Origin of the sequence: Streptomyces sp. NBC_00009 (genome assembly GCF_045040855.1) — a bacterium.
In the GTDB taxonomy this organism is placed as follows: Bacteria; Actinomycetota; Actinomycetes; order Streptomycetales; family Streptomycetaceae; genus Streptomyces; species Streptomyces aureus.
Genome location: NZ_CP108312.1, coordinates 5,031,339 through 5,056,298 on the forward strand (window position 1 = coordinate 5,031,339; position 24,960 = coordinate 5,056,298).

Annotated in this window: 22 protein-coding genes and 2 tRNA genes; 8 read left to right on the forward strand and 16 right to left on the reverse strand. The window is 71.6% G+C overall.

Features of this window, described 5'->3' with window-relative positions:
- Window positions 1-146: 146 nt before the first annotated feature.
- A complete protein-coding gene (locus tag OHA58_RS22740) occupies window positions 147-1,418 on the forward strand; it encodes a M6 family metalloprotease domain-containing protein (protein WP_405485111.1) in 1,272 nt (423 codons plus the stop codon).
- Between the two features lie 132 nt (window positions 1,419-1,550).
- Here the strand turns inward: OHA58_RS22740 and OHA58_RS22745 are convergent.
- From OHA58_RS22745 to OHA58_RS22775, 7 genes are all read right to left on the reverse strand, one after another.
- A tRNA-Lys gene (locus OHA58_RS22745) sits at window positions 1,551-1,624 on the reverse strand.
- Window positions 1,615-2,241 carry a bifunctional DNA primase/polymerase gene (locus tag OHA58_RS22750; protein ID WP_405480987.1) on the reverse strand — a complete coding sequence of 209 codons (627 nt, stop codon included), beginning with the start codon at window positions 2,239-2,241 and terminating at the stop codon, window positions 1,615-1,617. Before OHA58_RS22750 ends, OHA58_RS22745 begins: the two co-directional genes overlap by 10 nt.
- 136 nt (window positions 2,242-2,377) lie before the next feature.
- Window positions 2,378-2,731, reverse strand: a complete 354-nt coding sequence (locus OHA58_RS22755) for a hypothetical protein (protein WP_405480988.1) — start codon at window positions 2,729-2,731, stop codon at window positions 2,378-2,380.
- An 87-nt stretch (window positions 2,732-2,818) separates the two neighbouring features.
- Window positions 2,819-4,195, reverse strand: coding sequence for an AAA domain-containing protein (locus OHA58_RS22760; protein ID WP_405480989.1), 1,377 nt, complete (start codon window positions 4,193-4,195; stop codon window positions 2,819-2,821).
- The gene (locus OHA58_RS22765) at window positions 4,192-5,790 is read right to left on the reverse strand and encodes a hypothetical protein (RefSeq protein ID WP_405480990.1); all 1,599 of its coding nucleotides are present in this window, start codon (window positions 5,788-5,790) and stop codon (window positions 4,192-4,194) included. The genes OHA58_RS22760 and OHA58_RS22765 overlap by 4 nt, the downstream gene beginning before the upstream one ends.
- The gene (locus OHA58_RS22770; RefSeq protein WP_405485113.1) at window positions 5,781-6,932 is read right to left on the reverse strand and encodes a hypothetical protein; all 1,152 of its coding nucleotides are present in this window, start codon (window positions 6,930-6,932) and stop codon (window positions 5,781-5,783) included. The genes OHA58_RS22765 and OHA58_RS22770 overlap by 10 nt, the downstream gene beginning before the upstream one ends.
- A complete protein-coding gene (locus OHA58_RS22775; protein WP_405480992.1) occupies window positions 6,883-7,857 on the reverse strand; it encodes a phosphatase PAP2 family protein in 975 nt (324 codons plus the stop codon). The genes OHA58_RS22770 and OHA58_RS22775 overlap by 50 nt, the downstream gene beginning before the upstream one ends.
- Before the next feature lie 224 nt (window positions 7,858-8,081).
- On the opposite strand from OHA58_RS22775, the gene OHA58_RS22780 reads away from it, so the two are divergent.
- On the forward strand, window positions 8,082-8,687 hold the full coding sequence (locus OHA58_RS22780) for a histidine phosphatase family protein (RefSeq protein WP_405480993.1): 606 nt from the start codon (window positions 8,082-8,084) through the stop codon (window positions 8,685-8,687).
- A 32-nt stretch (window positions 8,688-8,719) separates the two neighbouring features.
- Here the strand turns inward: OHA58_RS22780 and OHA58_RS22785 are convergent, their stop codons facing one another.
- Window positions 8,720-10,129, reverse strand: coding sequence for a tetratricopeptide repeat protein (locus OHA58_RS22785; protein ID WP_405480995.1), 1,410 nt, complete (start codon window positions 10,127-10,129; stop codon window positions 8,720-8,722).
- Between the two features lie 288 nt (window positions 10,130-10,417).
- Between OHA58_RS22785 and OHA58_RS22790 the strand changes: the two genes are divergently transcribed.
- Window positions 10,418-10,855 (forward strand): hypothetical protein, encoded by a 438-nt coding sequence (locus OHA58_RS22790; protein ID WP_405480996.1) that lies wholly within the window; start codon window positions 10,418-10,420, stop codon window positions 10,853-10,855.
- A gap of 78 nt (window positions 10,856-10,933) precedes the next feature.
- Window positions 10,934-11,815 carry a spermidine synthase gene (locus tag OHA58_RS22795; RefSeq protein WP_405480998.1) on the forward strand — a complete coding sequence of 294 codons (882 nt, stop codon included), beginning with the start codon at window positions 10,934-10,936 and terminating at the stop codon, window positions 11,813-11,815.
- A gap of 62 nt (window positions 11,816-11,877) precedes the next feature.
- Here the strand turns inward: OHA58_RS22795 and OHA58_RS22800 are convergent, their stop codons facing one another.
- A complete protein-coding gene (locus OHA58_RS22800) occupies window positions 11,878-12,411 on the reverse strand; it encodes a hypothetical protein (RefSeq protein WP_405480999.1) in 534 nt (177 codons plus the stop codon).
- Between the two features lie 119 nt (window positions 12,412-12,530).
- On the opposite strand from OHA58_RS22800, the gene OHA58_RS22805 reads away from it, so the two are divergent.
- From OHA58_RS22805 to OHA58_RS22815, 3 genes are all read left to right on the forward strand, one after another.
- Window positions 12,531-13,238 (forward strand): response regulator transcription factor, encoded by a 708-nt coding sequence (locus OHA58_RS22805; RefSeq protein ID WP_405481001.1) that lies wholly within the window; start codon window positions 12,531-12,533, stop codon window positions 13,236-13,238.
- The gene (locus OHA58_RS22810; RefSeq protein WP_405481002.1) at window positions 13,235-14,617 is read left to right on the forward strand and encodes a sensor histidine kinase; all 1,383 of its coding nucleotides are present in this window, start codon (window positions 13,235-13,237) and stop codon (window positions 14,615-14,617) included. Before OHA58_RS22805 ends, OHA58_RS22810 begins: the two co-directional genes overlap by 4 nt.
- Before the next feature lie 173 nt (window positions 14,618-14,790).
- On the forward strand, window positions 14,791-16,278 hold the full coding sequence (locus tag OHA58_RS22815) for a cellulose binding domain-containing protein (RefSeq protein WP_405481004.1): 1,488 nt from the start codon (window positions 14,791-14,793) through the stop codon (window positions 16,276-16,278).
- Between the two features lie 343 nt (window positions 16,279-16,621).
- Here the strand turns inward: OHA58_RS22815 and OHA58_RS22820 are convergent, their stop codons facing one another.
- The 4 genes from OHA58_RS22820 to OHA58_RS22835 all read right to left on the reverse strand — a co-directional run bounded on the left by OHA58_RS22820 (window position 16,622) and on the right by OHA58_RS22835 (window position 21,402).
- Window positions 16,622-18,076: a GH1 family beta-glucosidase gene (locus OHA58_RS22820; protein WP_405481005.1), complete on the reverse strand. Its 1,455-nt coding sequence runs from the start codon at window positions 18,074-18,076 to the stop codon at window positions 16,622-16,624.
- A 67-nt stretch (window positions 18,077-18,143) separates the two neighbouring features.
- Window positions 18,144-19,049, reverse strand: coding sequence for a carbohydrate ABC transporter permease (locus OHA58_RS22825; RefSeq protein ID WP_405481006.1), 906 nt, complete (start codon window positions 19,047-19,049; stop codon window positions 18,144-18,146).
- Entirely contained in the window at window positions 19,046-20,077 is a 1,032-nt protein-coding gene (locus OHA58_RS22830; RefSeq protein WP_375982727.1) for a carbohydrate ABC transporter permease, read from the reverse strand. The genes OHA58_RS22825 and OHA58_RS22830 overlap by 4 nt, the downstream gene beginning before the upstream one ends.
- The gene (locus OHA58_RS22835) at window positions 20,074-21,402 is read right to left on the reverse strand and encodes an ABC transporter substrate-binding protein (protein WP_405481007.1); all 1,329 of its coding nucleotides are present in this window, start codon (window positions 21,400-21,402) and stop codon (window positions 20,074-20,076) included. Before OHA58_RS22835 ends, OHA58_RS22830 begins: the two co-directional genes overlap by 4 nt.
- A 254-nt stretch (window positions 21,403-21,656) precedes the next feature.
- Between OHA58_RS22835 and OHA58_RS22840 the strand changes: the two genes are divergently transcribed.
- Complete coding sequence (locus OHA58_RS22840; protein ID WP_405481008.1) at window positions 21,657-22,703, forward strand: LacI family DNA-binding transcriptional regulator; 1,047 nt, start codon at window positions 21,657-21,659, stop codon at window positions 22,701-22,703.
- A 102-nt stretch (window positions 22,704-22,805) separates the two neighbouring features.
- Here OHA58_RS22840 and OHA58_RS22845 read toward each other — a convergent pair.
- From OHA58_RS22845 to OHA58_RS22855, 3 genes are all read right to left on the reverse strand, one after another.
- A tRNA-His gene (locus tag OHA58_RS22845) sits at window positions 22,806-22,878 on the reverse strand.
- A 121-nt stretch (window positions 22,879-22,999) separates the two neighbouring features.
- On the reverse strand, window positions 23,000-23,602 hold the full coding sequence (gene orn, locus OHA58_RS22850; protein ID WP_383982880.1) for an oligoribonuclease: 603 nt from the start codon (window positions 23,600-23,602) through the stop codon (window positions 23,000-23,002).
- A 10-nt stretch (window positions 23,603-23,612) separates the two neighbouring features.
- A complete protein-coding gene (locus tag OHA58_RS22855) occupies window positions 23,613-24,824 on the reverse strand; it encodes a helix-turn-helix domain-containing protein (RefSeq protein ID WP_326775640.1) in 1,212 nt (403 codons plus the stop codon).
- Window positions 24,825-24,960: the final 136 nt, after the last annotated feature.

A 24,960-nucleotide genomic window follows, 5' to 3' on the forward strand; every position in this document is an offset into this window, starting at 1 on the left:
TTCTGGTCTCCCGCGATCATGCGTGACGTTCTGTGACCGCCCGGGGTGTCGCCCCCTCACCCGACCGGGCCAGATAAACAGGGCGAAGTACTACAAATCATCACACTCTGGGTTGGGTGTCCCGCTTTCCCCATCCGGAGGTCGACTTGCCGCGTCCGCTGCCACCCGGGGGAGTGGAGAGACCGCGCCTGCGCTCCGTCGGTGCGGCCCTCACCGCGCTCACCGCCATGGCCGCCACGTCCCTGGTCGCGGGCCCCGCGATTTCCGCCCCCTACGCGGGGCCCTGCGCGCTGGAGCGCACGGCGGCCCATCACTCGGAGGGTCTCGACACCTGGAACAGGGCCTATCCGCGCCCGGTCCGGACCCTCAACGCGGTGATGGTCTTCCTCTCCTTCCCCGACTCCCGGCCGACGGCCACCCCGAAGGAGCTCACGGCCGACTACTTCCCCGCCACCAGCGACTTCTATGACCGGGCCTCCTACGGGAAGTTCCACCTGGTCCCGCACCCGCAGCGCCGCTGGCTCCGCATGCCGCACGCCTCGACCTCGTACGCCATAGGGCGCGACTGGGACGCCGCGCACCGCGGCGCCTATCTGCGCGACGCCCTCGCCACGGCCGACCCGCACATCGACTTCAGCAAGTACGACATCGTCTACTTCGTCGCCGACCCCGACGCCCCGGGCGTCGACTCGGACGCCACCAAAGTCGTCAACTTCGACCGGCCGATGCGGGCCGACGGTACGGACATCAAGCGCATCGTCACCGTCTTCGAGCAGCATCCGCCCGACCGCAACGTCCTGGCCCACGAGACGGGCCACGTCTTCGACCTGCCGGACCTCTACGACCGGCCGACCGACGGCAAGGGCGACTGGGACACGTATGTCGGTGACTGGGACGTCATGGGCAGTCAGTTCGGGCTCGCGCCCGATTTCTTCGGCTGGCACAAGTGGAAGCTGGGGTGGCTGGACCGGCGGCAGGTGGTGTGCGTGACGAGCAGCCGGCGGCTCACCCTCGAACCCCTGACGTCCGCGCCCGCGCGGGCGGGGGCGGCGCCGGGGAACAGCGGTGCGCCCTTCGGCGCGGGCCGCGGGACGAAGCTCGCCGTCGTACGCACCGGGGAGGACAGCGCGATCGCCCTGGAGGCCCGCAGCGCCGACGGCAACGACGCGGCGACGTGCTCCGAGGGCGTCCTCGTCTACCGCGTGCGCAACGAGACCCCCTCCGGCAGCGGCCCGGTCGTGGTGCTCGACGCACACCCCGACACGGACGCGTGCACCGGCGACTCGGTCTATCCGCCGCTCGCGGACGCACCGGTACAGGTGGGCGAGAGCTTCAGGGTGCCGGGCGAGAACGTACGGGTGAAGGTCGAGGGACGCACGCGGTCGGGGTCTTGGACGGTCAAGGTCGAGACGGGCTGAACACCTGTGGAGGTGGCTGTGTCGGCGTACCGGCGTACCGGCGTCGCAAGGAGCGGCACGTCTTCTGGGCGCCCGCCGCACCGGCATAACGCAAGAAGCCCCTCGCTCTCGCGAGGGGCTTCTTGGTGTCTGTGCGCCGCCAGGGACTCGAACCCCGGACCCGCTGATTAAGAGTCAGCTGCTCTAACCAACTGAGCTAGCGGCGCCTGCTGACGTCGTAGACCTTAGCATCCTGATCCGGGCCAGGAAAAATCGATATCCGCACCGCAGGTTTGGCGCTCGCGCGGGCCGCCCGGACGCAGGCCCAGAGCAGTACCTCGGGTCCTGGCAGCCACGGGTGGCGGGTGTCGGGGGCGACCACCCAGCGCGAGTCGGCGCGGGGTCCCCCGGTGTGGTCGGTGCCCCCGGCCGGCGGCGGGACGGTCACGGCGTCACCGCTTCCATGGCACAGGAGAGGCGGCACGGCGGGGCCCCACTCCTCCCACTCCAGGAGGGAGGGCAGCCGGTGGGCGGTGCCGGGGGCCGTGAACAGGAGCATGCGGCCGCGGTGCGCGGCGACCGGGCCCGTGCCGGGGCCGTCCTCCCACAGCGCGTCTAACACCCGGCGCCCGAACATCGACGGCACGTTCACCACGTCGAAGATGGTGCCGCAGGGCAGCACCACGGGGGCGCCGGGCCGTGACTCCCAGAACGCGAGGGTGCTGCGCGGATGCGTTCCTGCCGAGGCGAGCCACGCGGCGCCCTCCCGGGTGGCGCCCGCGATGTCGAACCGGTCGTACCGGGTCAGCGGGCCGGTGCTGTTCTGGGGGTGTGTGGCGCTCATGGCATTTACATCTACCGGCCGTGAGCGCGCGACTTCCCAGGGTTGCCGGAAATCGGGACAGGAGGGGGCGGGGTGGAGTAACCTGCCCTCTGGCATATGCCAAATGATCTTTACGGGTGTGGTTGCTACGGCGTTGCTAGGGCCGGTTCTCGGCCGGCCCGCGCATCAGGTCGCGGCCGAACTCGACCATCCTCTTCGCGTAGTCCTCGGTCCACTGCGCCTGCTCGGCGATCGCCGCGGCCGTCAGGCGGTCGAAGCGGCGCGGGTCGGCGAGCTGGGCCGCCGCCATGGCCTGGAACTCCACGGACCGGTCGGTCGCGGCACGGAACGCGAGGGTCAGCTCCGTGGCGCGGGCGAGCAGCTCACGCGGGTCCTCGATCGCCTCCAGGTCGAAGAAGTGCTCCGGGTCCGCGGCGGCCTCGGCCGGCTCGAAGAGCAGCGGGGCCGGACGCATCCGCCTCTCGGTACGGGCCCGCTCGGGCTCGGCCATGATGTTCCTCCTCGTACGGTGTGCAGCCCCACGTCGCCGCCGGGGTCACCTTCTATTCTCCGCAGGCCCGCAAGAGCGCCCCGTTGTTCAAGGCGTCCACGCCACCCGGTGTTCCGTGAGGCGGGCCAGTACCGCGTGATTTGCCTCCCAGCCGTCCGGGAATTTCACCGTCACTCCCAGTTGGACCGGTTCCGTCGACGGGTGGTCGTCCAGCAGGTCGGGGACGCCCGCGCGGCAGACCACGATGCACGCGTGGCGGTGGCGGGAGGCCAGGACGCACAGGCGGCCCGTCTCCAGGTGGAACGCCGTCGCGTCGGGGCGGCCCGAGAGAGGGTGCAGGACGACCGTGACGTCGAACTCGCGGCCCTGCAGCCGGTTCGCCGTGTCCACGGTGACCTCCGTGACGCCGAGGTCCGCGAGCGCCGAGCGCACCGCCGCCGCCTGGTCGCGATGCGCCGTGCCGACCGCGATGCGGTCCGCCGTGAGGGGGGACGGGTCGGGGCCGCGCTCCGAGAGCGTGACGCCGCCGCGGTCGAGCAGGCGCCGCACCACCTGGGCCAGGGCCCGTACCGCCTCGGGGTCCGTGCGGGGCGTGTGCCCGGCCGGGAGTTCGAGCAGGCCCCAGCCCGACTCCGCCGCCTCGTCGATCACCCGGTCCGGGCCCGAGCCGTCGGAGGCCACCGTGAACCCCAGGCTGCGGTCGCCGTGGTCCGTACCGCTGCGGAACGGCGTGTACGGGTAGAAGGCGCCGGAGACCAGCGGCGCGGCGGACGCCGGGAGACGCCAGGAGACCGGGAGCCGGTGCTGCGGCAGCTCGGGGTTGTGCGCCAGGAGCGTCGTCACGGCGGACGCCGAAGGGTCGTACGACAGGCCCGCCCACTGTTCGGCCCCGACGATCGCGAACGGGTCCAGCTGGCCCGGATCGCCCACGAACAGTGCCCGCTCGAACAGGCCCGCCACGGCGAGCAGTGCGTCCGAACGCATCTGGTACGCCTCGTCGACGATGGCGTGCTGCCAGGGGTCGATGTCCTTGACGTGCGCCCACTTCGCGGCCGTCGAGATGACGACCGGCAGCGGCGCCAGGTCACCGGCCTTGGTCGACTTGCGCACGTTGACCAGGTCGTCGAGTGCCTTGTCGTACGGGTCGGGGTCGCTGCTGTGCAGGCGCCCGACGGGCAGCTCGGGGTTCTTCTCGGCGAGGCGCAGGACGAGGTCGTCGACCTGCGCGTTCGTCTGGGCGATGACCATCAACGGGCGCCCCGCCTCGGCCAGTTCGAGCGCGGCCCGCACCACGAGTGTCGACTTCCCGGCGCCGGGCGGGGAGTCCACGACGGTGCCGCGGGCCGTGCCGTGCAGGGTGTCGCGGAGGATCGCGTCGGTGGCGCGGCCGGCCGCCGCCCCCGGGTCGAACGGGGTGTCGCCGCTCGTGCCGGAGCGGCCGGGCCGATGCGCTGCGGCCGTCACAGCAGATCCTCCGTGGTCACGGCGTCCGGCGCCTCAGGCACCGGCGCACCCGAGCCGTCCGTACGCGGCGGGCCGCCGTGTGTCCACGGCGTCTCCTCCGGGTCCGGCAGCTTCGGGCCGCCCCGCTGCTCGTGCTCGAAGAGCGTGAAGCACACCTGGTCACCCTTCTCCGGGACGGATCCCGGCTCCGGCTCCTTGCCGCGGCCCATCTTGTCCAGGACGCGCAGGACGACCCCGCCCCCGGCGTCGTACGACACGAACTCCGCGGCCTGCGGCTTGCCGTCGAGCGAGCGGTACACCTTCGTGCGCTCGCCGAGATGCGGCACGTCGTCGGTGCGGACGGTGATCAGGGGGCGCGGCCGGTTCTTCTCGTTGTACGCCGGCACCGACTCGGTCACCTCGCCCGCGAACGCCTCCCCGGTGAGCCGGCGGCCCGCCATGACCAGCGGGTCGTCGAGGGCCTCCTGCGCGTCCAGCCTTGCCTGCTCGCGCTCGCGCGTCGCCAGCTTGTTGGCCGCCGTCACCGCGTCGTCGCGGCGCGGCTGAGGCGGCTCGCCCGCGGCCACGCGGTCCCGGTGGCCGGTGAACGACCAGCGGTCGCGCGTCCAGCGCTCCGCGGCGCGCGGCCCCTCGGGGAGCGTGCACAGCGCGTCCAGGCCGCGCCACACCGCGTCCCACGTAGGCCGGGTCCGGCTCTCGACGAGCGCGTGGATCTCGCGCTCGGCCGCCGTCAGCGCGGCCAGCCTCGCGTCCGCCTCGATGCCGTCCTCGGCGGCGGCCAGCAGGGTGCGGGCCTTGTCGTAGCGCTCGATCGCGGGCGCGAGCAGCTTGTTGTCGAACGCGGGGTCGGTGGCCGGGCCGGCGGGCGGGCAGACGAGCTGGCCGTCCCCGTCCCGGGCCAGCTCGGCGCGGAGCGCGGCCTCGGCGCCCGACGTGCCCTCCGGGGCCTCGATCCAGGCGAGCAGCGCGCCCAGGTGCTGGTCCTCCAGGGTGGACTGGCCCGTCGCCCAGTGCCGGGCCAGCAGGTCCGTCATGGCGAGCAGCAGCGCGGAACCGGGAACCCTGGCCCGCTCCCCGAAGTGCGTCAGCCAGCGGCCCAGGAGCGGGACGTGCGGCGGCGCGGGATGGGGCGCCTCGGGTTCCTGCTCGGCGGTGCGGCGGAACCGCATCGAGCGCCCCAGAAGCCGTACGAACTCGATGCCGGAGCGGCTCGGCAGGATCAGCTGGGGCGCGTCCGCGCACAGCTCGACCTCCACCTTGACCCGCTTGCCGGTCGCGGGGTCCGTCTCGGCGCGCTCGGCGGCCTCGACGTCGGCCGCGAACCCGTCGACGTACGGCAGGACGATCCCTGCCAGCTCGGCGAGGAAGGCGAAGCGCAGGTCCCGGTCGCGGGGCTGGGGCACCACGAGGAGCCGGGGCGAGGTGCGCTCCGTGCCGACGAGCGCGCCGAGCGGGGCGCCCGCCTCACCGGCCGTGATGAGCGGGACGAGGACGAGGGGGCGCTGCGACAGATGGCGGTGCCGCACGGTCGCGACCGGCTGGGCGCGCCCGCTCTGCACGGCCTCCAGGCGGGCCAGATCGTTGATCAGCGGCATGCCGGCGCCGCCTCTCCGCGCGCGCCGAGCGCCTCGGCCCGCAGCCGGGCCGCCCGGCGCAGGGCGGCGACCGCCGGGTCCAGCGGATCGCCGGAGTGGCCATGGGCGGCCGAGAGGACCTCGTCGACCGTGGTCAGACCGCCCAGCTCGGCCCGCAGGCCGCGGCCGAGCGAGGTGACCGCGCCCTCCTCACGGGCCCGGTCGCGGCAGTGGAACGCCAGCTCGCACGCGGCCAGGCACTCCGGCGCGTACGTCGCCGGCACCGACTCGACCGCCTCCGCCAGCTCGTCCGCGGGCCGCGTGACGTCGAAGCAGGTGCCCTCGGGCAGCGCGTCCGCGATGTTCTCGATGCGGGTGAGCCGCTCCAGCTGCCGCCGCGTCACCGACAGCTGCTTGCGTACGTCGACGGCGGACGCCGCCGGAAGGTTGCTGAAGTCCTTGGGGCAGACGAGCAGGATCCGGTGCCTGACCTCGGGCGCCGGGTCCAGGTGCCCGGCGACCCGCTCGAGCGCCAGCACGTACACCGCGGCCTGGCGGGCCGCGGCGCCGACCTTCGACGCGTCCGCGCTGCCGTCGATCATCGGGAAGGACTTGATCTCGACGACAGTCCACGTCCCGTCGGGGTGCACGACCACCGCGTCCGGTTCGAGGAAGGCCGGGGTGCCCGCGACGTCCAGGGCGAGCATCGGGTGCTCCAGGAACGTCCAGGCGCCGGAGGCGGCCGCTTCCGCCGTCGCCTCACGCAGCGCGAGCGCCGTACGGGCGGTGCGGCCCTCGGGGCCGACCGCCGTCAGATCCGGCGTACGGGCCTCGCCCGGCACCGGCTCCGGGCCGCCGCCCATGCGCTCGTGCACGAGCCGGAGCAGCTCCGCGCCCCCGTCGGCCTTGACCTTCGCCTCGAACGCGTTCCCCCGCATGAATGCGAACTGCGACTGGCCGAATCCGGACGGCGCCCCGAGCGCGTCCGCGAGCCGCGCCTTGTCGACGCCCGCCCCGTCGAGCAGCGCGCGCCGCCGGCACCCGGGGTTCGCCGCGAGCGCGGCCAGGGCCCGCGCGTCGAGCGCCCGTGGCGCTATGTCACTGCCGCGCAGCTCAGCGAGCTGCTGCCGCAGCGCCGTCCCCCGCGTCGGAGGAGCGGGCACCCGGGCCGCCGCCCGGTCCTGCACTGACCTTGCGCTGTCGGGGAATTCGCTCACCCGCCGAAGTCTGGCACTCCCCACTGACAATCGAGGACGCCGCCGTGGATGCCGGGGCGGGAGAGGTGCGGCCGGGCCGTGCGGAACCGGCCGCGGGCGCGCTGCGCACCCGGGCCCGTACGAGGTCCGCGGCCCGCACAACGCGCCGGCTCACCAGGAATCCGAGGCCCATCACCGCGACCCCGGCGAGCGCGTCGAAGAAGTAGTGGTTCGCGGTGCCCATCACCACGAAGGTGGTGATCAGCGGGTAGGCGATACCGGCCGCCCGGACCAGCGGCGTACGGCCGTGGCGCCACAGCATGACTCCGCACCACATCGCCCAGCCGACGTGCAGGCTGGGCATCGCCGCGTACTGGTTGGTCATGCCGCCGAGCCCGCGCGGAGCGCTCGCCTCGCCGCCCCACCAGCCCCACGAGCTGTACTGGGCCATGGTGTCGACGAAGCCGTGGCCGGGGGACAGCAGGCGCGGCGGGCAGGTCGGTACGAGGGTGAAGCCGATCAGGCCGATCAGGGTGGAGGTCATCAGCCAGGTCCGGGCGGCGCGGAAGTGGACGGCGCGGCTGCGGAAGAGCCAGATCAGGATGCCCGGAGTGACGAGGTAGTGCAGTGAGGCGTACCAGAAGTCGGCGGGGACACCGATCCAGGCCTCGGCGGTGAAGAGACGGTTCAGCGGGTGTTCGAGGTTGAGACGGAGTGCCTTCTCGGCCCGGAGTATCGCGAGGCCGTGCTCGACGGCGTGCGCCTCGTCCCCGCGCACCATGAGCCGGCCCGCCGAATAGGCGGCGTACACCAGCACGATCAGCGGCAGTTCGGTCCACCAGCGCAGCCGGTCGCCTGTCGCCGCAGTGGACGGTGCCTCGGTCTGCGACATCAGGCCGCTCCCCCTTAACTCCCTGTACGGCGGCCCGTGGCCACGTGGACCACTTTACGGTGTATGTGTCCGCCTGGAAGGGGCGCCTCCGACCCACGAAGACGCAACGATCGCCCGGTGGGTTGCCTGAATCCCGGGTGAGCGATGATGGAACGAGCGGGCGCGCCTGGCCTGACTTATCGGTACATGGCAGCCCTTTTCACCCGCCCTCGGAAAGGTCACCCATGGCACCGCGCATCCTGTTGGCCCGGCATGGACAGACGGAATGGTCACTGTCCGGGCGGCACACCGGCAGGACCGACATCCCCCTCCTCGAAGAGGGACGGCGCGGCGCGAAGCTCCTCGGCGAACGTCTGCACCGGGCGCCCCTCGACGGACTCCCCGGCGCCGAGGTCCGCACCAGCCCGCTCTCCCGCGCGCGCGAGACCTGCGAACTCGCCGGCTTCGGCGACCGGGCCACGGAGTGGAACGCGCTCATGGAGTGGGACTACGGCGCGTACGAGGGGCTGACCCCCGCCCAGATCCAGGAGCGGCGCCCCGGCTGGTTCATCTGGCGCGACGGCGTCCCCGAGGGGGAGACCCTGGAGCAGATGACCGCCCGCGCCGACGAGGTCGTCGCCTGGGCCAGATCCGAGAACCGCGACGCCCTGGTCTTCGCGCACGGCCACATGCTGCGCTCCATCGGCGCCCGCTGGCTGGGCCTCCCGCTGGACTTCGCGGCCCGCATCCGCCTCAACCCGACGTCCTTGTCGGTCCTCGGCTGGGCCTACGGGGAACCGGCGATCGAGTCGTGGAACGACATCGGCCACCTCGCGGGCCACGAGGGCTAGGGCCCAGGGGGCCGGGCGCGCGAGCAGGGAGCTCACGCCGTGCGCGGCGCCGACGCGTGCTGCTCCAGGAACGCCGAGACACCCGACGCCCTGCGGTGCGGAAGGAGCACGCGCGCGGTGGTCGCCAGCATCGACTGGATGCGCGACGACTGGACCTCGGTCAGCAGATGCAGGACCCGCATCCCCGCGGACGCGGCCTCGTCGGGCTGGCCCGCGCGCGCCAGGTCGTCGGCGAGCTCCGCCGTGTACAGGGCGATGTTCCGGGTGAAGTGCGGGTCCTGGAGGGCCGCGGCGCGACGCGCGTGCCGGGCGGCGCGCGTCCAGTCGCCGAGCGCCGAGTAGCACTGCGCCTCCAGGCCCTCCAGCTCGGCCTCGCCGTAGAACGTCATCCACTCCGGGTCGTCGTCCGACCGTCCGCGCGCGAAGAGGGCCTGCGCCCGGGCCAGCGCCCGCTCGCACCCCGTACGGTCCCCGAGCCCCGCCCAGCCGCCCGCCTCGCGCAGCGCCAGCAGCGACAGCAGTCGTGGCGACGCAAGCTGGGCCGCGACGCGCGTGGCCGCCTGCGCCGCCCGCACCGCCTCCCTCGGGCGCCCCGCGTCCCGCGCCAGGAACGCCGTGTTGCAGAACGCGTGCGCCTCCAGAGCCGGGTCGCTCGCCACGCGCGCGGTGGCCAGCGCCTCCGCGTAGTGCGAGCGCGCATCGTCGAAGCGGCCCGAGTCGTGCGCCAACCAGCCGACGGAGATGGCCAGTTCACCCGCCCCGGCCTGGAGCCGCTCGGCCGTGCCGGGCGCCGCCGTCCCCGCGTCGAGCAGCGCGAACGCCGTACGCAGCGGGGCCGCGGCCCTCTTGTAGAGCCCGTCGGCGCCGTGCCGGTCGTCGAGCAGCCGGATCCGGCGGATGGCCTCCTCGACCGCGCCGACACCGGCCCCGGGCGCCGCGCGCCCGCCGTGGCCCGCGGCCGGATGTTTCGCAGCGCGGCCGACCGCGCGATAGGCCGTGCCGTCGGCCGCGATGGCCAAGGGCGCCAGGGAGGCGACGGCCACGGTGGCCGTCCCTCCGGTCATGAATGCGCGACGCCGCACGTCGCTCTCCTCGTCGTGGTGCGGGAACTCGAACTCGGTGTGCGCGAGGGGTACGGGCTCCGCGGGGCGTGCCGCCCGGCCGCGTACGGCCGAGCGGGGCGCGAACCCCAGCTCCGTGAGCGAGCGGCCGGGGAACATGTGCAGGAACACCCGCTCGTACGCGTAGTTGGGACAGCGGATCTCGCCGGCCTCCACCCGCCCGATGTAGCGCGCGTCGCAGCTGACCCGCTCGCCGATCTCCCGGGCGGCGCGTCGCACCGCGGCCGCGAACTCGCCCGGAGAGCGCTGCCCACGCAGCCGCCTGAAGGCGAGATTCGGCCGCGGGGACTGCGCTGACGATGCCACCGGTGACGGCGTCATGACCGGGCCCTCTCGTGCGAACCGTGCCGGATCACCGGGGAGTTGGGTCTCTGTGAGCCCTGGTGCAACCCCTGTTCCGACGGGGCACGAAGGTACCTGCTGTAACGACTCCGACACACAGTGTTTAGCTACAAACGGGATATCTCACCCCGCATCCGCCATGAAGTGCCATCCTTTGCGGCGGCGTGCCGCCGTAGCTGTTGACGCTTACGGGCGTTGAACCTTGCGGGGCCGGAGCGGTCGCGTTCCGGTCGTGCAACCCGTACGCGAGAGCGAGGAGGGGCTGACGTGTTGGAGGCATCACTTTCGACGGCGCGGCACCGGCCGACCCAGGACCACAGCGCGCCACCCCGTGACAGCGCGTCCTGCGACGTGGTGACCGTCCCGGCCCGGCAGGGCCTCGAAGCCGTCGACATCCTGCGCCGCGGCGCCACCGAGGCCGTCGGTCCGGTCCTGCACGACGGGGACTGCGACACCCTCGGCTTCCTCGTGCCGCCCGGCACCGCCGACGCCTGGGACGTCCCCGGCAGCGCCTGCACCCACACCCCCGCGTCGTCCTCGCCGGAGCGCGGCCCCGGTGCGGGCCCCGTGCCGCCCGCCCCCGTCGAGGGCGGCGGCTGGCTGCTCCCTCCCGGCGAGGCCGAGCTCGTCACCGACCCGGCGGTCCTGCGGGCGGCGCTCGACGAGGCGGCCCGCATGATCGAAGCCGCGGACAACTGCCGCTGAGGCCGGCCGCCGGGCCCTTGCGGTCCCTGGCCCCGCGGCCGCTGGGCCGACTCGTCGCCGCCCGTCGATAATGGACGGATGGCAAGGTCAAGGGCAAAGAACAAGCAGGCCGGAGCGGCCCGCGGCGGCCGGGAGGCCGTCGTCGAGGCCGTCGACGGCGGGCTCGCCGAGCTGATACCCGACCGGGACCGGCCGCGCGCCTGGACGCTGCTCGTGGACGGTGCCCCGCAGTCGCACGTCGACCTCGACGATCCCGGGCACCTCGAATTCGAGTACCAGCGCAGGATCGGCCATGTCATCGACCTCGCCGTGGACAAGGGCCGCCCCGTGCACGCCGTGCACCTGGGAGGCGGCGCCTTCACTCTCGCCCGCTACATCGCCGCGACCCGCCCCCGCTCCACCCAGCAGGTGGTCGAACGCGACGAGGCGCTCGTCCAACTGGTGCGCCGCGAAGTGCCGTTGGACCCCGGCGGCCGGATCCGCGTCCGCGCCGGCGACGCCCGCGAGGGCCTCGCGAAACTCCCCGACGGCTGGGCCGACCTCCTGATAGCCGACGTGTTCAGCGGAGCGCGTACGCCCGCGCACCTCACCAGCACGGAGTTCCTCACCGAGGTGCGCCGGGTGGTCAAGCCCGGCGGGTGCTACGTCGCCAACCTCGCCGACGGGCCGCCCCTCGCGCATCTGCGCGGCCAGATCGCCACCGCCGCGGCCGTCTTCCCCGAGCTCGCCCTCGTCGCCGACCCGGCCGTCCTGCGCGGCAAGCGCTTCGGCAACGCGGTGCTTGTCGCCTCCGACCGGGTCCTGCCCGTAGCCGAACTGACCCGGCGCGCGGCCGGCGATCCGCATCCCGCCCGCGTCGAACACGGCAAGGCCCTCTCGGACTTCACCGGGGGCGCCGGTGCCGTCAGCGACTCGCATGCCGTTGCTTCGCCTGCTCCTCCGCCGTCCGTATTTCGATGACGGGGGTGGGGCCGAGGGGGCGTTCCGGGTAGGCCTGGGTGGGTGGGTGGTCGTGCCGGTGGTCAGTACTTCGCCACTTCCACGCTCGGTGCGTGGTCGTGCCACGTGCAGAACACCGAGACCTTGTCCGTGCCCGAGGTGAACTCCACCCTGATCCACGTCGAGTCCTTCCACACCTGCACCGACCAGCCGGCCGCGGGCGTCGCCGACACCAGCGACGCCGAGTCCTTGCCCAGGTCGAACACGGCACGGCCGCCCTCCGTCGCGTAGCCCTTCACCGTGCCGGACGCCGACGGCGACGCGGGCGGCTTCGCGGAGGTGCTCGGTTTCGCCGGGCGGCTCGGGGACGGGGTGGCCGAGCCGGGGGAGTGTGACGGCTTCTGCGATGCGGAGCGGGACGGCGACGCCGGCGGCGACGGCTCCGGGCGGTGCGTCGACGACGCCCGCGCGTCCACCGCTCCCGCGGCGATCGGCACCGCGCGCGGCGGGTCGTACGCCGTGCCCGCCATCACCGTGTGCACGCCCCACCACGACAGCGTGACGGCCGCGCCGGTGGCCAGCAGCCAGGCCGCCGTGTGAACAAGTCCTCTGCGCATGGGGTGCATCGCGGCCATACTGCCGCACCCGCCCCACCCGTGTCCCGGGGGGACCGGGGTTGCCCCGGACCTGGGCGGAAGGAGGACCGGGGTCCCCCGTATGGCGTACGGTGCCGCCCATGGCAAGTGTGCTCGTGGTCGAGGACGACCAGTTCGTGCGCTCGGCCCTCATCCGGCACCTGACCGAGGCCTCCCACACCGTACGGAGCGTCGGCACGGCCCTGGAGGCGCTGCGCGAGGTCGCCCATTTCCGTTTCGACGTCGTGATTCTCGACCTCGGACTGCCCGATCTGGACGGATCCGAGGCATTGAAGATGCTGCGCGGTATCACCGACGTACCCGTGATCATCGCCACGGCCCGCGACGACGAGGCCGAGATCGTCCGGCTCCTCAACGACGGCGCCGACGACTACCTCACCAAGCCGTTCTCGCCCGAGCACCTGTCCGCGCGCATGGCCGCCGTGCTGCGCCGCGCGCGCTCCAGCGCCGCTGCCGAGCCGCCCTCGCGCCTCCTCCAGGTCGGCGGCCTCGCGATAGACCCGCTGCGGCGCCAGGCCGAGCTGGACGGGGCGCGGCTCGATCTCACCCGGCGCGAGTTCGACCTGCTCACCTTCCTCGCGGGCCGGCCCGGCGTCGTCGTACCCCGCAAGGAACTCCTCGCCGAGGTGTGGCAGCAGTCGTACGGGGACGATCAGACCATCGACGTCCATCTGTCGTGGCTGCGCAGGAAATTGGGCGAAACGGCCGCACGGCCGCGCTATCTGCACACTCTGCGGGGCGTCGGTGTGAAGCTGGAGCCGCCGCGGGCGGAGGGCGGGCCGGCATGAGGTGGGCCCTGGTCAAGGTGTGCCTCGCCGTCACCGCCATGGTTGTGGTGGCTTTCGCGGTTCCTCTCGGCCTCGTCATCAAGGAGATGGCCAGGGACCGCGCCTTCTCGAATGCCGAGCGGACCGCCGCCGCGATCGGGCCCACCCTCTCCATCACCACCGACCGTGACGAACTGACCCGCGCCGTCGCCTCCACCGAGGCCGGCGCCGACGGCCGCATGGCCGTGTACATCCCGGCCTCCGGCGGCGCCCCGGCGATCCAGGTCGGCACGTCGCGCGCCGGTGACGGGCACGTCGGCCTCCGGCAGGCCACCGTCGCCGATGTGCCCGGCGGGTCCGTGTGGCTCCAGCCCATCGCCGTCAGCTCCGGCATCGCCGTCGTCGAAGTGTTCGTGCCGGAGTCCGAGGTCACCAACGGGGTCGCCACGGCGTGGCTTGTGCTGGCCGGTGTCGGTATCGCCCTCGTCATAGGGTCCGTGGCCGTCGCCGACCGGCTCGGCGTACGCATGGTGCAGCCCGCCCAGCGTCTCGTCTCCGCCGCGCACGATCTGGGCGAGGGGAAGCTCGGGGCCCGGGTGCCGGAGGAGGGGCCTACGGAACTCCGGCTCGCCGCCGTCGCGTTCAACTCCATGGCCGATCAGGTCGTCCAGCTTCTCGCCAACGAGCGGGAGCTGGCCGCCGACCTCTCGCATCGGCTGCGTACGCCCCTCACCGTTCTGCGGCTCAACGCCGTCTCGTTGGGCGAAGGCACCGCCGCCGAGCAGACCCGCGCCGCCGTCGAGCAGCTGGAGCGCGAGGTCGACACCATCATCCGTACCGCCCGCGACGCCAAGCCGCAGACCGCCGCCGCGGGGCCCGGGGCCGGGTGCGATGCCGCCGAGGTCATCCGCGAGCGCATGGACTTCTGGTCCGCGCTCGCCGAGGACGAGGGGCGCAAGGTGCGCGTCGCCGGGGTCGACCGGCCTGTACGCATCCCTGTGGTCCGGGGGGAGTTGGCGGCCGCGCTTGATGCGCTCCTCGGGAATGTCTTCCGGCATACGCCCGAAGGCACCGCCTTCGCCGTCGACGTGCACAGCGGCGAGGACGCCGTGATCGTGCTCGTCTCCGACGCCGGGCCCGGGATTCTGGACCCGGACGCCGCGATGGCCCGCGGGCGAGGGTCCGGCAGCGACGGGTCCACCGGGCTCGGGCTCGACATCGTCCGTCGGCTCGCCGAGTCGACGGGGGGCGATGTGCGCATCGGGTCCTCCGTGCTCGGGGGGACCGAGGTGCGGATCTGGGTGCAGCTGGACGGGCGGGGGCCCGCCGAGGGGCGGCGCGGGCACCGCAGCGCGGTACGGCGCCGACGCCGCCCGTCGTCGTCGGGTGCCTCTGCGTAACCGGCCGGTCCGGATCCGTTTCGGGGTTGGTCTCTACCTTTAATCCGTTCCGATGGCTTCCTTAAGCCCTCCATAAGAACCTCAACCATCGGTGCTGGTGCCCCATTTGCCGGGTTCCGGATCGCTAGCGTGCTGCCGCACCCCCACCCCCGTACAGCTAAGGCAGGCACGCGATGAGCAGCACGCACCGGCGCAGGGTCAGTGGCAGGAACAAGGCGATAGGCGGGCTCGTCGCCGCGGCCGTCGTGGGCGGCGGCGCCTTCCTGTTCTCCGGCACGGCGCAGGCCGCGGGGGTCGGCGCCGCGTACACCAAGACCAGCGAGTGGTCCGGCGGTTACACCGCCCAGTACGTCGTCAAGAACGACTCGGACAAGGCCCAGTCGGACTGGAAGCTTGAGTTCGACCTGCCGTCCGGCACTAAGCTCGGCTCCCTGTGGAACGCCGAGTCGTCCGTGTCCGGCTCGCATGTCACCGTGCAGCCCGCCTCCTGGGACAAGGGAGGCATCGCCGCCGGGAAGTCCGTGACCGTCGGGTTCGTCGTCACCGGCGACGCCGATCCGGCCGGGTGTCTCATCAACGGCGCCAAGTGCTCCGTGGACGACGGGGCCACGCCTGAGCCCAGCGGACGCCCCACGGAGTCTGCGACTCCCACCCCGAGCGCCGGCGCCGGCGCCTCCGCTTCGGCCACCGCCAAGCCCACCGAGACCGCCACGTCGACGGCGAGCCCGTCGCCGTCCTCGTCCTCCGGCACCGGTTCGGGCTCCGCCGCGGCGGCCGGCTTCGCCCCCTACGTCGACACGTCGCTCTACCCGAAGTTCGACCTGGTCGCCTCCTCCAAGGCCACCGGCGTCAAGGAGTTCAACCTCGCCTTCATCACCTCCGGTGGCTCCTGCACCCCGAAGTGGGGCGGCGTGACCGACCTCGGCAGTGACGAAGTCGCCGCCCAGATCGGCGACTTGAGGGCCGCCGGCGGCGATGTGCGAGTCTCGTTCGGTGGCGCGTCCGGCACCGAGCTGGCGCAGGCCTGCTCCTCGGCCACCGACCTCGCGGCGGCGTACCAGAAGGTCATCGACCAGTTCAAGCTCACCAAGGTCGACTTCGACGTCGAGGGTGGCGCCCTGCCGGACACCGCCGCCAACACCAAGCGTGCCCAGGCCATCGCCACGCTGCAGAAGAACAACCCGGAACTGAACGTCTCCTTCACGCTCCCGGTGATGCCCGAGGGCCTCACCTCGGACGGCGTGAACTTCCTGAAGAACGCCAAGTCCAACGGCGTTTCGACCGACCTCGTCAACATCATGGCGATGGACTACGGCGCCTCTTACAGCGGCGACATGGGTACGTACGCCGAGCAGGCCGCCACCGCCACGCAGGCGCAGATCAAGAGTGCGCTCGGGCTGTCCGACGCCGCTGCCTGGAAGGCCGTCGCGATCACCCCGATGATCGGCGTCAACGACGTCTCGTCCGAGGTCTTCAAGGTCGACGACGCCACGCAGTTGGTCGCCTTCGCCAAGGAGAAGGGACTGGGCGGTCTGTCGATGTGGTCCGCCACCCGCGACAAGGCGTGTGAGGGCGGGGCGTCCAACTCGGCCCAGCCGACCTGTTCCTCGATCGAGCAGTCGGCCAACGCCTTCCAGAAGGCCTTCGCCTCCTTCAAGTAGCCCTCCCCCCGCGGGAAGCTGCGCGCCCCGGCCGGATCCTTGTCCCCCCACTCGGCCGGGGCGCGCGTTCTTTTGGGTGCGCCGCCGTTTCGCTCGGTTCGCTTTCGGGTGCGGGCTCGGTGCGGGCCGCTCAGGTTCGTTTTCGGGTGCGGGGCCGCGGGGGCATGTACGTGCTCGCTGTTCTATGGGCCACCGTCAGCTAGTTAATTGCCTGTACGTGGTGCTGGTGGCTGCGCGCGCACATGCCCCCACGTCCCCTCCCGTCTCGTACGCGGCTGTCCGCTCGGTGGGGCTCCCGGCCCTCGGGCCGCGTCTCGTACGCGGATGATCGCCGGTGGTGCTGCTAGTTCGCCGGTGGGAGTTGGTTGGTGCGTGACGCTTGTGCGTACCAGTGCGCGCTCGACTTCGGCGTACGTTTCTGGGTCGCGTAGTCCACGTAGACGGCCCCGAAGCGCTTCTCGTAGCCGTACGCCCACTCGAAGTTGTCCATCAGCGACCAGAGGTAGTAGCCGCGGACGTCCGCGCCGTCCTTGATCGCGCGGTGTACGGCGGACAGGTGGCCGTGGAGGTACGCGATGCGCTCCGGGTCGTGGATCCGGCCTGCCGGGTCCGGCTTGTCGTCGTACGCCGCGCCGTTCTCCGTGATGTACAGCGGCAGGCCCGGCGCCTCCCTGGTGTAGCGCATGATCAGGTCGTGCAGGCCCGTTGGGTCGATGGTCCAGCCCATCTCCGTGCGCTCGCCCGGGGATTGGTGGAAGGCGACGTCGTCCGCTCCTGGCCAGGGGGAGTGGTCGCTCGCGCCGTGGCCGTCGGATCGGGTTGTCGGGGCTGACGGGGCCGAGGAGACCAGGGACGGGGTGTAGTAGTTCAGGCCCAGCGCGTCCAGCGGCTGGTGGATCGCCGCCAGGTCGGTGGCGTGGATGAAGGACCAGTCCGTGATGCCTGCGGTGTCCGTGATCAGGTCCGCCGGGTACTCCCCGTGCAGCATCGGGCCGTGGAACACGCCGTTGGCCAGGTTGTCGATGCGCCGGCGGGCGTCGTTGTCGGCGGCATTGGTGGGTGAAAGGGGCCTGACTGTAGAGGAGTTGAGGCTTACTGCTACTTCTGCCCGGGGTGGCAGCGTCTGGCGCAGGGCCTGTGTTGCCAGGCCGTGTGCCAGGTTGAGGTGGTGGGCCGCTCGGAGCGTTGCCGCCGGTTCCGTCCTGCCCGGCGCGTGCACACCCGAGCCGTAGCCCAGGAACGCGCTGCACCAGGGCTCGTTGAGCGTGATCCAGAGGTCCACCCGGTCGCCCAGCGCCTCGCCGACCATGCCCGCGTACTCCGCGAAGCGGTACGCCGTGTCGCGTGCCGGCCAGCCGCCCGCGTCCTCCAGTTCCTGCGGCAGATCCCAGTGGTAGAGCGTCAGGGCCGGCTTGATGCCCTGGGCCAGGAGTTCGTCCGTCAGGCGCCGGTAGAAGTCCAGGCCCCGCTGGACCGCCGGGCCCCTGCCCGTGGGCTGCACCCTCGGCCAGGAGACCGAGAATCGGTACGTGCCCAGGTTCAGGTCCTTCATCAGGGCTACGTCGTCTTTGTAGCGGTGGTAGTGGTCCACCGCGATGTCGCCCGTGTCACCGCCCGCCGTCCTGCCCGGCGTATGGCTGAACGTGTCCCAGATCGACGGCGTCCTGCCGTCCTCCCGCACCGCCCCCTCGATCTGGTACGCCGATGTCGCCGCTCCCCAGATGAAGTTCGGCGGGAAGGTGGCGGTGGATGTGGGGGTGGGATCTGTTGTGGGTGTCTGCGTAATGGGCTTAGGCATGGAAGCGCTCCCATCGGTAGGAAGTTGTGGGGTGGGGCCGCCGCTTGCGGCGGCCCCCCGAAAAACGTCAGCCCTTTACCGCGCCCTGCATGATGCCGCCCACGATCTGCTTGCCGAACAGCAGGAACGCGATCAGCAGGGGCAGTGTGCCGAGCAGGGCTCCGGCCATGATCACCGAGTCGTCGGGGATGTAGCCGGTGCCCAGTTGGTTGAGGGCCACCTGGACCGTCGGGTTCTCTCCGTTGAGCGCGATGATCGGCCACAGGAAGTCGTTCCAGGCCATGACGAAGGTGAGCAGCCCGAGCACGGCCATCGCGGGGCGGGCCGCCGGGAAGACCACGTGCCAGACGACCCGCAGGCTGCTCGCGCCGTCGACCCGCGCGGCCTCGATCAGTTCGGTGGGCAGCGCCTGGACCAGGTACTGCCGCATGAAGAACGTGCCGAAGGCGCTGACCAGGGTCGGCAGGATGACCGTCTGGAGGTGGTTCGCCCAGCCCAGGTCCGTCATCCACAAGTACAGGGGTACGACGGCCAGTTGCGGCGGGATCATCATCGTGCCGATGGTCATCAGCAGCAGCGTGGTCGAGAACCGGAAACGCAGTTTGGCGAAGGCGAAACCGGCGAGTGTGGAGAACAGCACCGTGCCGACGGTGATGGTCGCGGCCACGAGGATGGTGTTCCACATCGCGGTGCCCATGCCTGCCTGGCTCCAGGCGGTCTCCAGGTTCTTGAACAGGTTTCCGCCGAACCAGAAGGGGGGTGGTGTCTGCGCGAGGCGGGTGTTGGTGCGCGAGGCCGCGATCGCCGTCCACAGCAGCGGGGCGATCGAGATCACGGCGAACAGGATCAGTACGACGTAGGTGACCGGACCCGCGTGCAACTGTTTGCCGGCGCCCAGGATCCGTCGCCTGCGCGGCGGATCGGCGTCCTGCCCGGCGACCTGAGGCGGTGTCGCGTCGGTGATGGTGGTCATTGGGATTTCCTCAGCCGTCGGGTGATCAGCAGGTTGATCGCGGCCACGATGAGCAGGATCAGGAACATCGACCAGGCGATCGCGGACGCCTTGCCGAGGTTGCCGACGATCCAGCCCTGGTCGTACATGTACAGGCCGAGCGTCTGGTACTGGTGCTCGGACCCGCCCTTGGTGCCGCTGACACCGCCGAACAGCAGGGGTTCGCCGAAGAGTTGGGTCGCGCCGATCGTGGAGACGACGACGGTGAACAGGATCGTCGGACGCAGCATCGGAATGGTCACGTGCCGGAACTGCTGCCAGCGGTTCGCGCCGTCCAGGGCCGCCGACTCGTACAGGTCGGCCGGGATGGCCTGCATCGCCGCCAGATAGATCAGCGCGTTGTATCCGGTCCACCGCCAGATCACGATCGAGGAGACCGCTGCTTGCGAACCCCAGTCGGATTCACGCCAGTTGACCGGGTCGATGCCGACCAGGTCGAGCGCCCAGTTGATCATGCCGGTGTCGGGCGAGAAGAGCAGCACGAAGACGAGCGTCGCCGCCGCCACCGAGGTGGCGTACGGGGTGAGCATGACGACGCGCCACACGGTGGAGCCGCGCAGCCGGTAGTTGAGCATGTGCGCGAGCCAGATCGCCGCGATCAGCTGCGGCACGGTCGAGATCACGCCGATGGTGAACGTGTTCTTCAGCGCGTTCCAGAAGAAGTCCGACTGGAAGAGGTTCGTGTAGTTGTCCAGGCCCGCCCAGGTCTGGCCGTCCAGGTTCGACAGCTGCACATGGTGCAGCGAGTACCAGGCGGTGTAGAGCAGCGGCACCAGTGAGAAGGCGCCGAAGATGATGAAGAAGGGGGAGATGAACGCGTACGGGGACGCCTTCATGTCCCAGCGGTACAGCCGGCTGCGCCAGGTGCCGGCGCCCGTCGGCGCCGTGCCGCGACCCTGAGCGCCCCGGGCCGCGCCCGGCTCCTGGGAGCCGGGCGCGGTGTCGGCGCTCGTCGCGGACTGCGCGAGAGCCTCGTCGGAGCTGGTCACTGGTCGAGCACGTCCTTGACTTCCTTGGTGGCCGCGTCCCAGCCCTGCGCGGGCGACTTGCCCTTCTGCTCGACCTGGAGGATGCCGGTGTCGGTGATCGCGGTGCCGATCGGCTGGTCCTTGACGCCGAAGACCTGGACCGGGATGGTCTTCGCCGAGTCGGAGAAGATCTGCGTCAGGGGCGCGCCGGAGAAGAACGTGGTCGTCGCGGCCTGCGGCTTCAGGCCGGCGTATGCCGAAGGTGTCGACGGGAAGCTGGCCTGCTTGGCGAAGACCTTGGCCTGCTGCGCGGGCGCCGTCAGCCACTTCGCCAGGGCGATGGCCTCCTTCTGGTGCTTGCTCGCCGTCGGCACACCGATGAACGAGCCGCCCCAGTTGGCCGCGGTCGGCGCGGCCGCCACGTCCCACTTGCCCTTGCCGGAGTCACCGGACTTCTCCTGGATGTAGCCGAGCATCCACGCGGGGCAGGCCACCGTGGCGAAGGTGCCGTTGGCGAAGCCCTGGTCCCACGGCTTGTCGAACTGCTTCAGCTTGGCCGACATGTTGCTGGTCGCCACCTCCATGGCGGCGTTCCAGGACTTCTTCACCCCCGTGGACTTGTCCCAGATGACGCTGCCGTCCTTGTCGTAGTACCGCTGCTTCTCGCCGCCCAGCGCCGCGTTGTAGACGGAGGACGCGGAGTCCACGTACTTGGTGCCGCCCGGCGCCTTCTTCATGTACTGCTTGCCGAGGTCGACGTACTTGTTCCAGTCGCCCTTCCACTGCGCGGCGAGCTTGGTGCGGTCGGTCTCCAGACCGGCCTTCTCGAAGAGGTCCTTGCGGTAGCAGATCGCCATCGGGCCGACGTCCGTGCCGAGCCCGATGAGCTTGCCGTCCTTGGTGGTGGCCTGGGCGTTCTTCCAGTCCAGCCACTGCGACGTGTCGACCTCCTTGCCGAGGTCGACGAACTTGTCGGCCTGCGTCTGGACGGCCTCGGCGATGTTGCCGACCTCGATCGCCTGGATGTCGTCCGTGCCGGATCCGGCCTGCAGCCGGGTGAGGGTCTTGGGCCAGTAGACGTCGGTGCGGGTGGTGACGTTCTCCTTGATCGTCACGCCCGGGTGCAGCTTCATGTACTCGTCGTAGAGCCCGGCCTGCTTGTAGCCGAAGACGCCGAACGTGCCGATCGTGACCGTGGTGCCGCCCTTGTTGCCGGCACCCCCGCTCGAACCGCCGTCGGATCCTGAGTCGTCATCGGTCGCGCATCCGGCGAGCAGCCCTGTGGCCAGGGCGGCGACGACCGCGAAGGTCATCGCGCGTCGGGACGTGCGGGCAGTCGTGCGCATTGCGTCCTCCAAAGTACTCACTTGCTCTGAAGTGCCAACCCCGGCCAACTGCCTTGCCACGCCCGTTCGTTCACGTGCGGCTCGGGCGGGGAACGTGCGGCTTCTGTATACGCCCAGTAGAGTGGGAGCGCTCCCATAGGTGATGTGTTGAAGGGTCGTCGCTCGGCCCGGGGGTGTCAAGACGCCCGGCAGCGGCAACTTGGTGCGGTTATCGGGCTGTTAGATTCCGCGTGAGACTTGGGGAGGTGGGAGTCATGGCGGCTCGCGGCACTCACGGCAGGCGTCCGACCCTTGAGGAGGTCGCGGCCCGGGCGGGCGTGGGCCGGGGCACGGTCTCCCGGGTGATCAACGGCTCCCCCCGGGTGAGCGACGCGACCCGCGCCACGGTCGAGGCCGCCGTCGCCGAGCTCGGCTATGTGCCGAACACGGCGGCCCGCGCTCTCGCCGCCAACCGCACCGACGCCATCGCCCTCGTCGTGCCCGAACCGGAGACACGTTTCTTCGCCGAGCCCTACTTCTCCGACATGCTGCGCGGCGTTGGTGCCGAGCTCGCCGAGACCGAGATGCAGCTCCTGCTGATCTTCGCGGGCAACGACCGGGAGCGGCAGCGCCTCGCCCAGTACCTCGCGGCACACCGCGTCGACGGCGTCCTGCTGGTGTCCGTCCACGCCGACGACCCGCTCCCCGATCTGCTCAGCCAGCTGGAGATCCCCTCAGTCATCAGCGGCCGCCGCTCCGCCGCCGAGACGCTGCCCTCGGTGGACTCCGACAACTTCGCGGGCGCATATTCGGCCGTCGAGCACCTCCTGAGCCGCGGCCGTACCCGCATCGCCACGATCACCGGCCGGCTCGACGTGTACGGCGCCCAGCGCCGCGTCGACGGCTACCGCGCCGCCGTCGAGGCGGCCGGCCGTGAGGTGGACGAGCGGCTCATCGTGCCGGGGGACTTCACGGAGGAGGGCGGCCGGCGCGCGATGACCGAGCTCCTGGAGCGCTGCCCCGAGGTGGACGCGGTGTTCGCCGGGTCGGACGTGATGGCTGCCGGTGCCCGCCAGGTGCTGCGCGAGGCGGGCCGCCGTATCCCCGACGACGTCGCCCTGGTCGGCTACGACGACTCGGCGATCGCCCGGCACATGGACCCGCCCCTGACCAGCGTCCGCCAGCCCATCGAGGAGATGGGCCGCGCCATGATCGACCTGCTCCTCGCCGAGATCGCCGACCGCCGCCCGGCCGCGTCCCGCACACTCGACGGCCGCCGGCTGGTCCTCCCGAACGAACTGGTGGAGCGCGCTTCGTCCTGAGGGGTGCGCGTCGGCCTCAGGCGTGCGTGTCGTCCTGAGCGGCGCGGGGCGCCACAACGATCAAGGCCCCGGTTCTTTCGAACCGGGGCCTTGATCATTCAGGGTGAGTGACGGGACTTGAACCCGCGGCCACCTGGACCACAACCAGGTGCTCTACCAACTGAGCTACACCCACCATGTCCGGTCGTATGTCGTTCTTCCGACCGGCCGAGAAAAAGTGTACAGGGTCCGAAGGGGTGCTCGTGCACCCCTTTTCCGGACCCCGTACACAGGGGTCGGAAATGCGGTGCGAGGCGCTATTCCGCAGGCAGCGCGTGCTTGGCCGCGATCTTCTTCGCGGTGTCGGAGTCAGGTCCCGGCTGCGGGACGAAGACCGCCTCGCGGTAGTAGCGCAGCTCGACGATGGAGTCGCGGATGTCGGCGAGCGCGCGGTGGTTGCCGTTCTTTTCCGGACTGTTGAAGTACGCCCTCGGGTACCAGCGGCGCGCCAGTTCCTTGACCGAGGACACATCGACGATCCGGTAGTGGAGGTAGTCCTCCAGCGTCGGCATGTCCCGCAGCAGGAATCCGCGGTCGGTGCCGACCGAGTTCCCGCACAGGGGCGCCTTGCCCGGTTCCTTGACGTGCTCGCGTACGTACGCGAGGACCTGCTCCTCGGCGTCGGCGAGCGTCGTGCCGCCCGCGAGCTCGTCGAGGAGGCCCGAGGCGGTGTGCATCTGCCGCACCACCTCGGGCATGGTCTCCAGGGCCTCGGCCGGCGGGCGGATCACGATGTCCACGCCGTCGCCGAGTACGTTCAGCTCAGAGTCGGTGACCAGTGCGGCCACCTCGATGAGCGCGTCATTCGCCAGCGAGAGCCCGGTCATCTCGCAGTCGATCCACACCATGCGATCGTTCATGCGCCTTACCCTACGGCGCACTCCTCTGCCCCGGCAGACTCGCGCGCCCCGCCGCATACGCGTCCGAGCTCGGTTTGCCCGGATCTGTCGGCAGTGAGGCGGTGGGTCCCGGGTAGGTTCCGGCCGCCGCGGTGCGCCGTGACTGGGCCGGGACCGGGGTCTCCGGCCCCGGCGCCGCCGCGATCTCCACCGGCTTCTCCGGCTGCGGCCTGCGCGCCCGGTAGGCCGCGCGGTACGCGGCCGGGGACGAGCCGAGCTGGCGCCGGAAGTGCCCGCGCAGGGCGACCGGTGAACGGAAGCCGCAGCGCCCGGCGACCTCGTCGACCGAGTAGTCGGAGGTCTCCAGGAGCCGCTGGGCCTGCAGCACCCGCTGGGTGATCAGCCACTGCAGGGGAGCGCTCCCGGTCAGGGAGCGGAACCGGCGGTCGAAGGTGCGGCGGCTCATGTAGGCGCGCGCGGCGAGGGTCTCCACGTCGAACTGCTCGTGGAGGTGCTCCAGCGCCCAGGCGACGACCTCGGCCAGCGGGTCGGCGCCGATCTCCTCAGGTAAAGACCTGTCGAGGTAGCGCTCCTGGCCGCCGCTGCGGCGCGGCGGGACCACGAGTCTGCGGGCGAGCGCTCCGGCCGCCTCGTTGCCGTGGTCCGTGCGCACGATGTGCAGACACAGGTCGATGCCGGCCGCGGTCCCGGCGCTCGTCAGGACGTCACCGTCGTCCACGAAGAGCTCGCGCGGGTCCACGTGGACCGACGGGTAGCGCTTGGCCAGCGTCGGCGCGTACATCCAGTGGGTGGTCGCCGGGCGGCCGTCGAGCAGGCCGGCCGCGGCGAGCACGAAGGCGCCGGTGCAGAGGCCGACGATGCGCGCGCCTTCCTCGTGCGCGCGGCGCAGCGCGTCGAGGGCCTCCTCCGGGGGCGGCGAGGTGATCGACCGCCACGCGGGCACGACGACGGTGCCCGCCCGCGAGATCGCGTCGAGCCCGTGGGGTGCGGTGAGTTCGAGGCCGCCCGTCGTGCGCAGCGGGCCCTCCTCACCGGCGGACACCAGCAGCCGGTAACGCGGAACCCCCGCGTCCTGGCGGTCGATGCCGAACACGGAGAGCGGAATGGAACTTTCGAAGATGGGTCCGCCGCTGAACAGCAGCACCGCGACTATTTCCCGGCGGCGTCGCCCGGAAAGCTTCCGAGCTGCCGCCTCCGGCGCAGCAGTGGAGTCGTGGCTCATCCCGCTAAGTCCCCCTCGGTGGTCGCGGCGCCCTTAGTAGTGTGACGGGCTTGTCGCTCCAGCACGTTTCCCCTCGGTCCTGCAGAGTCCCCCGCCGATGGACAGTCATGATCGAATCTACTGCGTCCGGTGGTCC